Origin of the sequence: Agrobacterium sp. lyk4-40-TYG-31 (genome assembly GCF_030209855.1) — a bacterium.
Lineage (GTDB): Bacteria > Pseudomonadota > Alphaproteobacteria > Rhizobiales > Rhizobiaceae > Agrobacterium > Agrobacterium vaccinii.
Map to the genome: position 1 here is coordinate 97,576 of NZ_JARVRE010000008.1, position 13,988 is coordinate 111,563.

13 protein-coding genes are annotated in these 13,988 nt (G+C 57.4%); 6 read left to right on the top strand and 7 right to left on the bottom strand.

Going from position 1 to position 13,988, the window contains the following annotated elements; genetic code table 11:
• Positions 1-104: 104 nt before the first annotated feature.
• Positions 105-758 carry a hypothetical protein gene (locus QRN55_RS16235; RefSeq protein WP_284777489.1) on the top strand — a complete coding sequence of 218 codons (654 nt, stop codon included), beginning with the start codon at positions 105-107 and terminating at the stop codon, positions 756-758.
• 13 nt (positions 759-771) lie between these two features.
• Here QRN55_RS16235 and sthA read toward each other — a convergent pair whose 3' ends face one another.
• The 3 genes from sthA to QRN55_RS16250 form a co-directional block, all read right to left on the bottom strand.
• Positions 772-2,181 (bottom strand): Si-specific NAD(P)(+) transhydrogenase, encoded by a 1,410-nt coding sequence (gene sthA, locus QRN55_RS16240; protein WP_112499890.1) that lies wholly within the window; start codon positions 2,179-2,181, stop codon positions 772-774.
• Between the two features lie 245 nt (positions 2,182-2,426).
• A complete protein-coding gene (locus QRN55_RS16245; protein ID WP_284777490.1) occupies positions 2,427-2,966 on the bottom strand; it encodes a DUF1003 domain-containing protein in 540 nt (179 codons plus the stop codon).
• Positions 2,967-3,079: 113 nt separating this feature from the next.
• Entirely contained in the window at positions 3,080-4,975 is a 1,896-nt protein-coding gene (locus QRN55_RS16250) for an LTA synthase family protein (RefSeq protein ID WP_284777491.1), read from the bottom strand.
• A 263-nt stretch (positions 4,976-5,238) separates the two neighbouring features.
• Between QRN55_RS16250 and QRN55_RS16255 the strand changes: the two genes are divergently transcribed.
• Together QRN55_RS16255 and QRN55_RS16260 are read left to right on the top strand one after the other, a co-directional pair.
• Positions 5,239-6,918 (top strand): NAD+ synthase, encoded by a 1,680-nt coding sequence (locus tag QRN55_RS16255; RefSeq protein ID WP_284777492.1) that lies wholly within the window; start codon positions 5,239-5,241, stop codon positions 6,916-6,918.
• Position 6,919: 1 nt separating this feature from the next.
• The gene (locus tag QRN55_RS16260) at positions 6,920-7,759 is read left to right on the top strand and encodes a TolB family protein (protein WP_284777493.1); all 840 of its coding nucleotides are present in this window, start codon (positions 6,920-6,922) and stop codon (positions 7,757-7,759) included.
• A 73-nt stretch (positions 7,760-7,832) separates the two neighbouring features.
• On the opposite strand, the gene QRN55_RS16265 is transcribed toward QRN55_RS16260, so the two are convergent.
• Positions 7,833-8,000: a Thivi_2564 family membrane protein gene (locus QRN55_RS16265; RefSeq protein WP_103088505.1), complete on the bottom strand. Its 168-nt coding sequence runs from the start codon at positions 7,998-8,000 to the stop codon at positions 7,833-7,835.
• 127 nt (positions 8,001-8,127) lie between these two features.
• Here QRN55_RS16265 and QRN55_RS16270 point away from each other — a divergent pair, with 127 nt between their 5' ends.
• A complete protein-coding gene (locus tag QRN55_RS16270; RefSeq protein WP_284777494.1) occupies positions 8,128-8,550 on the top strand; it encodes an OsmC family protein in 423 nt (140 codons plus the stop codon).
• On the opposite strand, the gene QRN55_RS16275 is transcribed toward QRN55_RS16270, so the two are convergent.
• From QRN55_RS16275 to QRN55_RS16285, 3 genes are read right to left on the bottom strand one after another with little or no spacing between them, the layout of a single operon-like run.
• Positions 8,551-9,042 carry a peptide deformylase gene (locus QRN55_RS16275; RefSeq protein WP_284777495.1) on the bottom strand — a complete coding sequence of 164 codons (492 nt, stop codon included), beginning with the start codon at positions 9,040-9,042 and terminating at the stop codon, positions 8,551-8,553.
• Between the two features lie 17 nt (positions 9,043-9,059).
• The gene (locus QRN55_RS16280) at positions 9,060-9,389 is read right to left on the bottom strand and encodes a hypothetical protein (protein WP_284777497.1); all 330 of its coding nucleotides are present in this window, start codon (positions 9,387-9,389) and stop codon (positions 9,060-9,062) included.
• Positions 9,389-11,695: an FdhF/YdeP family oxidoreductase gene (locus QRN55_RS16285; protein WP_284777498.1), complete on the bottom strand. Its 2,307-nt coding sequence runs from the start codon at positions 11,693-11,695 to the stop codon at positions 9,389-9,391. The genes QRN55_RS16280 and QRN55_RS16285 overlap by 1 nt, the downstream gene beginning before the upstream one ends.
• A 369-nt stretch (positions 11,696-12,064) precedes the next feature.
• Between QRN55_RS16285 and mgtE the strand changes: the two genes are divergently transcribed.
• Entirely contained in the window at positions 12,065-13,435 is a 1,371-nt protein-coding gene (gene mgtE / locus QRN55_RS16290; RefSeq protein WP_284777564.1) for a magnesium transporter, read from the top strand.
• A 165-nt stretch (positions 13,436-13,600) separates the two neighbouring features.
• A complete protein-coding gene (locus tag QRN55_RS16295; RefSeq protein WP_111838475.1) occupies positions 13,601-13,987 on the top strand; it encodes a MerR family transcriptional regulator in 387 nt (128 codons plus the stop codon).
• Position 13,988 lies beyond the last annotated feature (1 nt).

Consider the following 13,988-nt stretch of genomic DNA (forward strand, 5'->3'; position numbering starts at 1 on the left):
GCCAACTCGGGACGTGTGGTCATTCCATCCGTCCAAAGCCGAACAAGGCGCGTCATTGCCCTCCCAGCAATGATGTGCCTCCCAAAGCTTGAGGAACAGAAGTGATGTTTCAGAAAACCAGCGGCCTCGTGATTGCCGCGATTGCCGTCATCTTTTCGGCTGGAACTGTCCATGCGCAGGAGCGGGGACTGATCTGGTCTCCGGCCAAGAATTCCGATCAATCCTATTCCGCACGGGTCGGTGCGAAGCTTCCCATCCAGACCCCGGTGCGTGCCGGGCTGGAAATGGGCATGAACGCGTCCGAAGGTGGCGCGCTGGTGGATACGCCGGTCAAGTTTTGGGGTAATGTCACGCTGCTGTCGTCCAATGTTCCCGGCGCGAAGGTTGCGGGTGACATCGCGGTTCTCATGAACGCCCTGACCGGCTCCAGTGCCTGGACCATGACGACGACGCAAAAGCGCATCGCAACCCCCGAGCTTGATGTAGAGGCCAATCGTAACATGACGGTGCGATATGATGGCACGGCGCAGCAGTGGAGCGGGCTCGATGTGTCGCAATCCCTACGCCTGACCCGTTCGGAGACCGGAACCGCTTTTGTGCTGACAGGGGCCAGCCGCGAGACTTTCGATGAATTCACGTCCAGCGTCGCGCTTGAGCAGAAATTCGGTGAAAATCTCACCGTGACGGGCAAGCTCAATCAGGGATACGAAGACCGTTTTCGCCCCTCAGTCAACGCCCGCTACCAGATTCGCTGGTAGGGGCGTCCGTGCCTCAGGCGTTATCGTTCTTGATGTCGCCCATGCGGTTCCACGCATCGAGACCGGCGATCTTATAGGCCTCGGCGAGCGTCGGGTAATTGAAGGTGTTTTCGACGAAATACTCGACAGTTCCCTTGAGGTTGAGAACCGCCTGTCCGATGTGGACGAGCTCGGTCGCACCCTCGCCGACGATATGAACACCGAGAAGGCGACGGGTTTTCAGAGAGAAGATCAGCTTCAGTAGACCGGTGTCCAGACCCATGATGTGACCGCGCGAGGTCTCGCGGAAGCGGGCAATGCCGCATTCATAGGCGATCCCGCGTTCCTTCATTTCCTCTTCGGTCAGGCCGCAGGTGGAGATTTCAGGCACGGCATAGATGCCGTAGGGAAAGTATTTCTGCGGTTCCATGCCGATGGCACCGACTGCGACGCGCGCTGCAATGCGGCCCTGTTCCATGGAGGTCGAGGCGAGGCTTGGAAAGCCGATAACGTCACCGGCGGCGAAAATTCCCTTGACCGAGGTTTCAAAGGTTTCAGGATTGACGGACAGGCGGCCTCGGTTATCGGCGGACAGACCAGCGGCGGCCAGGTTGAGCGTATCGGTAGCGCCCATGCGGCCAGCAGCGAACAGAACCATTTCCGTAGTCAGCGTACGCCCGCTATCCAGCGTCAGCATGACCTTGCCTTCCGGCGTATGCTCGACCTTCTCAGCCTTCTGGCCCAGCAGCAGTTTCATATTGCGGTCGCGGAGCTGGTAGGTGAAGTCCTCGACGATTTCCTTGTCGATGAAATCGAGCATCGTCGGCTTCGGATCGATGATGGTTACAGCCGTGTCGAGGGCGCTGAAAATCGTGGCATATTCGATGCCGATAACACCCGCACCGATGACGACCATCGAGCGAGGCAGCTTTTCCAGCTCCAGCAACTCGTCGCTATCGATAACGGTCTTGCCATTGAACGGCATGTAATCCGGGCGGAAGGGGCGGGTGCCGACGGCCAGCAGAATGCTCTTGCCCTTTACGAGAACGACCTCGCCATCGTCCTTGCTGATTTCCATCGTGTCGTTCGTCACGAAGGCTGCCTTGCCGCGAATATGGGTCACGCGGTTTCGCGCGAACTGGTGTTCCAGCACTTCGACTTCGTGGTCCAGCGTGATGAGCAGGCGGCGACGCAGGTCTTCCGCGCTGATTTCCTGCTTCACGCGGTAGGAGCGTCCGTAGAACCCACGCTCGCGCCAGCCGGAGAGATTGAGCGCGGTTTCGCGCATTGTTTTGGAGGGAATTGTCCCGGTGTGCACGGAAACGCCGCCGACGCGGCTGCCTTTTTCAATGACGAGGACTTTTTTATCCAGCTTTGCTGCCTGAATGGCAGCACGTCTACCAGCGGGACCGCTACCGACAACAACAAGATCGTACTCGTTCATGAAAAATGCCTCTGAACAGAATTTCGATAGCCGGAGATCGTGTCTCCAGCGCGTGGGCTTCGCTGCTCGGAAAAGCGTGATGCCTTCTGATACGGAAAGTGATTCCCGTGTCGCTGCACCCAGAGTGCAATGCAACAAATGCCCGCGTCAATCTGTAGCGGAAGAATCTGACGGATTCGTAACCAATGCAGAAAAAGGCGCAAAATGAATATTGAACAACAATAGACGTGTTGCGCGGGTGCAAGTCACGGCAAATCGGTGCTGTTTTCCCGGCGGGTATGAAGCTTGGCGATTTCTGCTCGCAGCGCCACCAGTTCTGCAAGCACCTTCACATCGATCTTTTCGTGCAGAGACAGGACCTCGAGTTCGGACTTGAGATTGACCTCGTAATCCTTGGCGGCCTCGAAACGGTCACGCGTTCCCTGACGGTTCTGCGACATCATGATGATAGGCGCCTGAATGGCCGCCAGCATGGACAGAATGAGATTGAGGAAGACGAAGGGGTAGGGGTCGAATGCCTGTGTCGTTAGCACCACGGTATTGATGACGGCCCAGACAACCAGAAAAACCATGAAGCTGATGATGAAGGCCCACGAGCCGCCGACGCGGGCGATGCCATCTGCGAGCCGCTCTCCGAAGGTGGAGTTCTTGGAAAATGCCGCGTTGGTATCTGTGGAAATGAGTTGCCGCTGATGCGCGATGTCGAGAATGTGCCGTTCCACATCTCCGATCTCTTTGGACGATCGTTTGAAATGAGAGGCAATATAATCGGGGATAGCAGGCATTCTTCGATCTCCAGCCAAGGTTCGGAGCCGCCCGGGACGACGGTCCGCCAGTCTTGACGAGTAACCGGCGCCAATACCGAATTCAACCGAATTCGGTATTGCGATCACCGCCCTCAGCTGGATGGCTGAGCCGGATTGACCCAAGCAAAACCGGGGAAAAACCGGTCTTTGCTGAATTGTTTTCCGAACATCATATCGAATTGCAGCTGTCGATATTCGTTGATGACGGAAGGGACCGCGCCTGTGCCCGTTGACCAGTCCGGCACGGCAGAGCCGTCTTTTTCCACCAGCATATGCCGGTCTATGACGGAGTAAGATGCCTGCACCTTGCCAAGAACGCCGGTGTAGAACGGGTCGGCGAAACCAGCCGTTTTCAGGACGTGGTAAGGCAGCAACGCTGGGCTGATCGTGCCGATCCTGTTGTGCAATCCGGTTTTGGAGGACCAGACCACAAGCGGCGTTTCGTGTTCCTTTCTCATGGTATCAAGCGGCGCGCGGCGTGTCGCGACCATGCCCGGCATGTGGCCGCTTTCGACATAGACCTGCCCCAGCGGCGGTAGATGGTCTCCGAAGAGAACGATAACGGTCTCGCGCTCACGGTTCTTGGCCCAATCAATCAGCCGCGCAAAACTGTCGTCAGCTTCCGAAACGCCTTGCGCATAAGTCGAAAGAGCTTCAGCAGCACCATCCGAAAGCGATCCATCCACGGACACCGTGTTTTGCCTATATCGGTTCGGCTCATAGGGGCCGTGACCCTGCAAGGTGACGGCGAAGAGGAACAGAGGCTTTTCCGCTGCATCCACCGTCTGCATGATTTCGGATGTCAGCGCCTCGTCGGAGGCAAACATGCCACGCTTTTCCATGGCTGGAAGCGTTTCTTCCGAGCGGAACTCCTCAAAACCAAAGGACTTGTAGACCTCGCGGCGGTTCCAGAACCAGTCCTGAAACGGGTGCATGGCAATGGCGGAATAGCCTTCGGCACGGAAGAACGTTGCCAGCGAGGGAACGGGCTGGCGCACATATTGCTGATAGGGAATGCTGCCATAGGGCAGGAACGCGTTGGAAAAGCCGGTCAGTGCTTCGAACTCGACATTGGCAGTCATGCCGCCAAATTCGGGAGAGAAGATGTGACCTGATTGCCGGCTGCGAATGTTTGGCATCGGATCGCGGGATAGCGAGACGTTGGGGAGCCGCGTCGGGTCCCAGAGCGACTCGCTCATGATCATGATGACATCCGGCCACTGACTGTGGTTGACGGCAAAAGCCGAACCATCTGAGGCGATGTCTGCAATTGTGTTTTCGCCATAGCCTGCCGGAGCTGAAACATTGGCCATGGGAATGTTGAACGCGAAGGCCATCAGAAAGCCGTTGTGCCGATAATTTTCCTTCTGGTCCCACATCATGGGAATAATGTTCAAACGGTCGCGGACCCACGAGTTGTCAGAATATTCCATCAGCGACGCAAGGCCGGTCAGCAGCGGGACTGCGAGCGCCAAGCGAACCAGTCGTGCTCTCGCCGAAAGCGCCGGTGTGTGTTGGCGCACGAACCGCCATAGATGGATGGCACCTGCACCTGCCACGATCAAGCCGATCGCGAGCGCTACCGCCGTCAGCGGCTGGGCTTTCAGCATGGCAGGCATCAACTGCAAGATTTGACGCCCGAACAGCAGATCGGATGGATAGAGCGGATCGGAAAGATAAAGCTGTTTTTGATGCGAGACGAAGGCCGTGACGAGCAGCACCGGGCCAGCGATGAGCAGCGACTGATATTGCCTGCCAAAAACGGCATCCAGCGCCAACAGTGACAGGAGAATCGCGACCACGGTGGTGATTCCCGGCCGCACAGGTGAGGTAAGGAAGGTTCCGACATCGTGTAGCGATCCGCGCGCGATCCACTCTACGCAGACGATCATCAACAGGGACGCTAATATCAGATTGACCAGCGGCTGAAGGTCGCCCGCGATGCTGGTTGGGTTGCGTGCCAACGGGTGCGAAAGGACGAGTTTCATCCTTTCGGCGACCGTTGTTTTGGGCGCCAAATTCCTCAATATTCTAACTCCGGTAGTCTGTGACGCACACGGTGAATCGGGCGTCATGAAGGTGTCATGTAACTGTCACATAAGCGGAGTGAATGCGACATGAACTCTGCAAAATCCACAATCGTCCGGCATAACCTTTGCGTGAAATGCATCATGATGATGCGACGGTCGTTTTTTCGGTGACTTTAATTGCCTGCGTTGCACAGCGGGCATGACCACGGTAGACAAGTGTTATGAGCCAAATACACACCAATCCCAATGTTTTGCGAATTGCCGTTGGGCAGTTCAATCCCACAGTCGGCGATGTCTCTGGCAACCTTGCCAAGGCGCGCGAAGCCCGTGCGGACGCCGCATCGCAAGGTGCGGATCTGCTGCTTTTGTCAGAGCTTTTCATCTCCGGTTACCCGCCGGAAGACTTGGTCCTGAAGCCATCCTTCCTGAAGTCTTGCCTGAAGGCTGTGGAAGAACTGGCGGCGGAAACGGCGGATGGCGGGCCGGGCGTGATCATCGGTTTCCCGCGTCAAGGTGAGACGGGGCGGCACAATTCGGTGGCGCTGTTGGATGGAGGCAAAATACTGGCGCTGCGCGACAAGGTCGATCTGCCAAACTATGGCGAGTTCGACGAGAAGCGTGTTTTTTCCGAAGGCTCCATTTCCGGTCCCTACAATTTCCGGGGTGTCCGCATCGGCATTCCGATCTGTGAGGAAATCTGGAACGACTTCGGCGTGTGCGAAACACTGGCCGAAAGCGGCGCTGAAATTCTGCTGGTACCGAATGGCTCGCCCTATTATCGCGGCAAGGTGGATGTGCGCCATCAGGTGGCCTTGCGACAGGTCATCGAAAGCGGCCTGCCGCTCGTCTTCGTCAACCAGGTCGGCGGGCAGGACGAGCTTGTGTTCGATGGCGCAAGCTTCGCCTTCAACGCGGACAAGACGCTAGCCTTCCAGATGAGCCAGTTCGAATCGACGCTTTCTGTCACGGACTGGAAGCGTACCGAAAAGGGTTGGCATTGCAGCGAAGGACCGTTCTCGCAGATACCGGAAGGCGAGGAGGCCGATTACCGCGCATGTATGTTGGGCTTCCGCGATTACGTCAACAAGAACGGCTTCAAAAGCGTGGTGTTGGGTCTTTCCGGCGGTATCGATTCGGCCATTTGCGCAGCCATTGCGGTGGATGCGCTGGGCGAGGAGCGTGTGCGTTGCATCATGCTGCCCTATCGCTATACATCAGAGGATTCGTTCAAGGATGCGGCGGATTGCGCAAAGGCGCTTGGATGCCGATATGATATCGTGCCGATTGCCGATCCGGTCGATGGCTTCCTCTCTTCGCTGGCAGAACTGTTCGAAGGCACGGAAGAGGGTATTACCGAAGAAAATCTGCAAAGCCGCGCGCGCGGCACCATTCTCATGGCCGTTTCCAACAAGTTCGGCTCCATGGTCGTGACAACGGGCAACAAGTCCGAGATGTCTGTGGGTTATGCCACGCTGTACGGCGATATGAATGGCGGTTTCAACCCTATCAAAGACCTTTATAAGATGCAGGTCTACGCCATCTCCGCCTGGAGAAACAGCCACGTGCCACCAACGGCGCTTGGTCCGTCGGGCGAGGTCATTCCCGCCAACATCATCTCCAAAGCGCCGTCGGCGGAACTGCGCCCAAACCAGACCGATCAGGACTCGTTGCCGCCTTATCCCGTGCTGGACGATATTCTGGAGTGCCTAGTGGAGCAGGAAATGTCGGTGGAAGATATCGTCGCACGTGGCCACGACATCGCAACCGTCCATCGCATCGAGCATCTGCTCTATCTCGCCGAATACAAACGTCGCCAATCCGCGCCAGGCGTAAAGATCACCAAGAAGAATTTTGGTCGTGACCGGCGCTACCCGATCACCAACCGCTTCAGGGATCGATGATGTGACCGAAAAGCTTCGCAGTTCCGTTGAGATCTTCAACATTCGCACACGGGAAAACCGGGTGGTCTGGCAGACGCCGGAACTGTTCGAAGCGCCCAACTGGTCGCCGGATGGTACGTATCTTTTGCTGAACAGCGAGGGGTTGCTATACCGCCTGTCACTGACTGGTGATGCAGCAATCGAAAAGGTCAATACGGGCTTTGCCAGCGAGTGCAACAACGACCATGGCATTTCGCCGGATGGCTCGCTCTACGCCATTTCCGATAAGGTTGAGTTCGGGAAAAGCACGATTTACCTGCTACCCGCCAGCGGCGGTACGCCCAAGCTGATGACGCATAATCTGCCATCCTATTGGCATGGCTGGTCTCCCGATAGCAAAAGCTTTGCCTATTGTGGCATTCGCGATCAGGTTTTCGATATCTATTCGATGGATGTCGAGACAGCGACGGAGACACGCCTGACGCATGGCGAGGGGCGTAATGACGGGCCGGATTATTCGGCGGATGGGCAGTGGATTTATTTCAACTCCAGCCGCACGGGTTTGATGCAGATCTGGCGCGTGCGGGTGGATGGATCGGCGGTCGAGCGCGTCACGGACAGCCCATATGGCGACTGGTTTCCGCATCCGTCACCGAAGGGTGACAAGGTGGTTTTTGTTTCCTACGACGCTGACGTTTTCGATCATCCGCGCGATCTCGATGTAAGAGTGCGGCTGATGGATGTGGATGGAAGCAATGTGGAGACGCTTTTCGAGCTTTTCGGCGGGCAGGGCACAATGAATTCTCCCAATTGGTCACCTGATGGTGATGAATTCGCCTATGTCAGGTACTTTCCCGAATAGAGTTCTAAAAGCACAAAAAAAGCCCGACTGGAGAAATCTCCTGTCGGGCCCGATATCGGTCAATCCATGGTTCTTAGAACACTGCGAGATATTTCAGCAGGGAAATAATACCGATGATGATGACGATCACCTGTGCGATCTGCTTCGCGCTGCCGCCAACGGGCAGGCGGTTGATCAGCCAGAGAATGAGTACGATGACCAGAAATGTGATCAGAATACTTACGAGTGCGCCTGTAGCCATATGTCCCAGCTCCTATTTATAAATCTGTAACGGTCGATCACCGTTCCGTGAGTAAAAGCGCAAGCTTGTATTTTGGTTCCATTGTGCAAAATGTAATTTTTGAAAATTCGAAATTAAGGACATTGGCGTGAGCGAAGTCAGGGTGAAGAAGCGCGAGACCGGTGCCACCGCAACATTGGGGCGCAACGGTCACCCGCAGATCGCGACACCAACCGGCGGCGCGCTGGCCGTCGTCACGGCTGCGTCCGAGCCCGGTTTCAACCCGCTTGACCTGCTCTACTCCTCGCTCGCCGCCTGTCTGGTGCTGAGCGCTCGCATCGCGGCCAGCCGCATGGGGGTGCTAGACCGTTTCGAAAGCGTGGAGGCGCGGGTGACCGGCGAAAAATCTGAGGGAGAACCAGCGCGCATCACGCGTTTCCATATGAGCCTAAAGATTGCCGGCGATTTCGATGCTGAGACGAAACAGGCTATCGCTCATCAGGCTGAGGAGATTTGCACCGTCAGCAACACGTTGCGTGGTGACGCCGCGTTCAATCTCTCCGTCGAATAGTCAGCGCTGTGCCTTTTCCCATTTGCGGATCAAGCGATCGCGCTTGAGTTTCGACAGGCGCTTGAGCCAGAACATGCCGTTCAACTGATCGATCTCGTGCTGGATGCAGATGGCGTGAAAGCCTTCTGCCCGCTCTTCGTGCCACTGGCCGGAGACATCCTGAAAGCGCAGCGTCACCTTGGAGGGGCGCTCCACCTCTTCGGTAAAGCCCGGCATTGAAACGCTGCCTTCTGTGTGCCGCATCGTTTCAGCCGAAGTCTCCAGAATCTCTGGCTTGACGTATGTTCTGACATCACCGGGTTTCAGCTCCAGCACGAAGAGGCGTTGCAGCACGCCGACATGCGCGGCAGTGATGCCGACGCCGGGGGCGGCGCGCATCGTTTCCACCAGATCCTGTGCGAGTTGCGCGAGTTCGGGCCCGAACTCAGTCACAGGCTCGCAATAGGAGCCAAGCGCCGGATGCGGGTAGAACACGATAGAACGAGTTGGCATGGGACGTTCCATTTATTCTATTCAGCTGTAAGCGAGCTCTTAAGCAGGATTTGGGAGGCAGATGAAGCAAGGGACGATGCCTCATCCGTCAGTTCCACCCATGTTCGCTGCGTGCGCGCATCGCGCTTGACGATGGTCAGCATCCGACCAGACAGCGTGTTGATTTCCCGCAGCACCAGCGCGTGCGCAATGCCGAGCTTATTGGAAAGGCTGCGGCTGTCATTGCCGATGCCAAGGTGAACCGCCGCAATGAGCGCGGCCCCGGTGGCGTCGAGCGCAACCGGGGCCGTTTGGCTGATCTGTTCCACCACGGCCAGAAAGCGCGCGGCGGACTGATCGTCATTCATCAGGCGGCCTCTGCCTCTGTGCGCAGGCGAACCGAGACCAGAACGGATTTCGACGTCGGTGTGAAGCTGCCCTCGCCATAGCTGTGCAGTGGCACCAAAACGTTCAGCTCCGGGTAATAGCCACCGACGCTGCCTTCTGGAATATTGTAGGGCACGAGGCGGAAGTTTTCCGCAATGCGCTCGACGCCGTCGCCATATTCACCAATGACATCCACACGCTGCTTGGCATGCGCGCCCAGCTTTTCCATGTCCTTTGGGTTCATGAAAATCACCTGTCGCTCGCCATAGACGCCGCGATAGCGGTCATCCATGCCGTAGATCGTGGTGTTGTACTGATCGTGGCTGCGGAAGGTCTGCAGAACGAAGATGCCAGTTTTGGAAAGCGCTTCTTGATGGTCGGTCTTTTCCGGCAAGGCACCGGTAAAGAAGGTGGCCTTCTTGGCAGGTGTATTCCACTCACGTTCCGCCGCCGCATTGCGCAGGTGGAAGCCGCGAGGCACGCGCACACGCTCGTTGAACTCATGAAAGCCCGGCAGAACGCGCGAGATCATGTCGCGGATCAGATCGTAATCGTCGGCCAGCTTCGCCCACTGAACGCGCTCGCTGCCGAGCGTTGCCGCCGCAATGCCGGCGATAATGGCGACTTCCGAGCGCAGTTCCGGCGACGCGGGCTCGTTGATACCACCAGAGCCGTGCACCATGCTCATGGAGTCTTCCACGGTCACGATCTGCGACTTGCCCTGCGAGTTGCGGTCGATTTCGGTGCGGCCAAGGCAGGGCAGGATGAAGGATGTTTCGCCCGGCACCAGATGCGAGTGGTTGAGCTTGGTGGCGATGTTGACCGTCAGCTTCTGCTTTTCGAACGCCTTGATGATCAGCGGGCTGTCCGGTGTGGCGCGCAGGAAGTTGCCGCCAAGCGCGATGAAGGCCTGTGCCTTGCCATCCAGCATGGCGCTGATGGCTTCAACCGTGTTGTGGCCACGGTTACGCGGCATTGGCACGCCGAGTTCCTTTTCCAGCGCATCGAGCAGGGCAGGCGGGGCCTTCTCGTCGATACCAACCGTGCGGTCACCCTGCACGTTGGAGTGACCACGCACTGGGCAGAGACCCGCGCCGGGACGACCGACATTGCCGCGCAGCAGCATGAAGTTGGTGATCTCGCGGATGGTGACAACCGAGTGCTTGTGCTGGGTAATGCCCATCGCCCAGGTCGCAATCACGGCATTCGACGCCATGTAGATACCAGCGGCTTCTTCGATCTGCTCGCGGGTCAGGCCGGACTGATCGAGGATTTCTTCCCAGCTCGTGGCCTCTACGGCAGCTTTGTAGGCGTCGAACTCCACCGCATGTTCGGCTAGGAAATCATAGTCGATGACCGCAGGTTTGCCAGCGGCGCGGGCTGCGTCATCAGCCGCAAACACTGCCTTGCTCATGCCGCGCACGGCGGCCATGTCGCCGCCCTGACGTGGCTGGTAGTAGTTGGTGGCAATCTTGGTGTTACCGCCGGTGATCATTTCGATCTTGTCCTGCGGATCGGTGAAGCGTTCCAGACCCTTTTCGCGGATGGGATTGAAGACCGCGATGCGCGCGCCACGAATGGCCGCACGGCGCAGGTCACCCAGCATGCGCGGATGGTTGGTGCCGGGATTTTGGCCGATCACGAAAATGGCATCCGCCTTCTCGAAGTCTTCTAGCAGCACCGTGCCTTTGCCAACGCCGACGGAGGCCTTGAGGCCCACGCCGCTCGCCTCGTGGCACATGTTAGAACAGTCAGGGAAATTGTTGGTGCCGTAGAGACGAACCATCAACTGGTAGATGAAGGCTGCCTCGTTGGAAGCGCGACCTGAGGTGTAGAACTCGGCGCGATCAGGGCTGTCGAGGCTCTTCAGGACGCCGCCGATTTCAGCAAAGGCATCGTCCCAGGAAACAGGCAGGTATTTGTCGGTGGCGCGGTCGTAACGCAATGGGTCCGTCAAGCGACCCTGCTTTTCGAGGCTGTAATCCGACCATGTGCGGAGCTCGGAAACCGTATGGCTGGCAAAGAAGTCCGGCGGCACGCGTGCTTCAGTCGCTTCCCACGCAACGGCCTTCACGCCGTTTTCGCAGAACTCGAAGGAGGAGCCGTGCTCCGGGTCACCCCATGCGCAGCCAGGACAATCGAAACCATCCGGCTGATTGGCCTTGAGCAGGGTTCTGGCACCGGAAATCGGAGCACCCGATTCCAGCAGGCGCTTGCCCACGCTCTTGAGTGCACCCCAGCCGCCAGCCGCGCTGGAAGCCTTTCCGATGAAATCCATTTTGCCCATTATAAGGTCTCTTTCTGATTTGTTATTTGCCGCTCGTCCGGGTGCCATCCCGGCGGTTATATTTTCGGCACTTTGCTTCAGATTCCTGCATAACTGGCATATGTCAACTCGTAACTTCATAACCACACGGGTAGGGCGATCAATTCAGCGATAGTGTTAGGCTGCGGTTAATGCATCGTCTCACGCCGGGGGCGAAAGCAGCGGGCAAAATGCAACTTATTTTGTCCTATCCTGTTGTTGACATTGTGCTTTTAACAGCCATTCTCCAGCCCTTCGCGAAGCAGGCAAATCAACCGGAAAAAGGGGCGCAACTTGACGCAATCCGACCACCATCATCCCGTGCCGGAAGATGCCAAAAGGCCCGAGATCATGGCGGACATTTATTCCGAGGACGGCTCTATCAGGTCGGACTTCCTCGCAATGGTGGGTGCGGCTATCGGCGACCGCGATGTCCTTTTTCTGCGCCAGAACGTAGCGCGGCTGCACGAATCCGAACTGGGTGACCTGCTCGAATCGATCCTGCCGGAACAGCGCCATGCCATGGTGCGCCTGCTGGGCGCCGATTTCGACATGACAGCGCTGACCGAGGTGGATGAAGCCATCCGCCTTGATATCGTCGAGCAGATGCCCAACGACCAGATCGCTGCCGGTATCGGCGAAATGGATTCGGACGACGCCGTCTACATTCTCGAAGACATGGACCGCGAAGACCGCGAGGACATTCTTGCGCAGATGCCGTTTACCGAGCGTGTCAGGTTGCTGCGCGCGTTGGATTATCCCGAAAGCTCGGCTGGTCGCCGTATGCAGACGGAATTCGTGGCCGTGCCGCCATTCTGGACCGTCGGCCAGACCATCGACTACATGCGCGAAGAGGAGGAACTGCCGGAATCCTTTTCGCAAATCTTCGTTGTCGATCCCACCTTCAAGCTCGTCGGCGCGCTCGATCTCGACCGTCTGCTGCGCTCCAAGCGGCAGGTGAAGGTCGAATCGATCATGCACGAGACCAACCATCCCATCGCAGCAGAGATGGACCAGGAGGAGGCGGCGCAACTTTTCGAGCAATACGACTTGCTGTCCGCAGCTGTGGTTGACGACAACGGTCGCCTAGTCGGCGTGCTCACGATCGATGACGTTGTCGACGTTATTCAGGAAGAAGCCGAGGAAGACTTGCTGCGTCTGGGCGGTGTGGGTGACGAAGAACTGTCCGACTCCATCGCGGTGACCTCGCGCTCACGCGTGCCGTGGCTGGCGGTCAATCTCATCACGGCCTTCATGGCTGCTTCCGTCATCGGGCTCTTCGATGCGACGATCGAGCAAATCGTGGCGCTAGCCGTTCTGATGCCGATCGTGGCGGGAATGGGCGGCAATGCGGGCTCGCAGACCATGACGGTTTCGGTGCGCGCGCTTGCCACCAAGAATCTCGATATTCACAATGCCGCCCGAATTATCCGGCGTGAGGCGGGCGTTGGTTTGCTTAACGGCGCGCTGTTTGGCTGCGCGATCGGTATCATCGCTGGTCTCTGGTTCAACGATGTCAATCTCGGCGGTATCATCGCGACGGCCATGCTGATCAACATGTTCGCCGCAGCGATCGCTGGCATCATCATCCCATTGCTGCTGGATAAATTCGGCGCGGACCCTGCCGTGTCCTCAGCTGTTTTCGTGACCGCCGTTACCGACATCGTCGGTTTCTTCTCATTCCTTGGCCTCGCGACCTGGTGGTTCGGCGTTTCCATTTGATGGCTTCAAAATTGACTTTTACGTGAAGGTCAATCATATTGAATTGCTAAAAGATAAAACTGGCAGGCGCGGAACGCTTCGTCATTCTATCTTGTTGTTTGAGCAACGGATATTCCGAAAACCGTGTGTTATTTTCGGTCCGATGCTCCAGAATCGGATGAAGTCTTGAACAAGTATTATAGCATCACGGAACTGACACGCGAATTTGGGGTCTCTACCCGCACACTCCGCTTCTATGAGGATGAGGGCTTGATCCATCCTGAGCGGCGGGGCCGCACGCGGCTGTTTCGCATGGCAGACCGCAGGCTCATTCAGGAAATTCTGCGCGGTCGCCGCATCGGCTTCACCATCGCTGAAATTCGCGAAATCATTCAGGTCTACAAGGAGCCGCCAGGTGAGTCCGGGCAGCTCGTTCTGTTGATGAAGAAGGTCGATGAGAAGCGCGCCGACTTGCGTCAAAAGCGCAAGGACATTGAGGAAACCTTGGCCGAGCTCGACAATGTCGAAGAGGCCTGCCTCACGCGGCTCGCCGAAATCGGCGTCGGCACCTGAT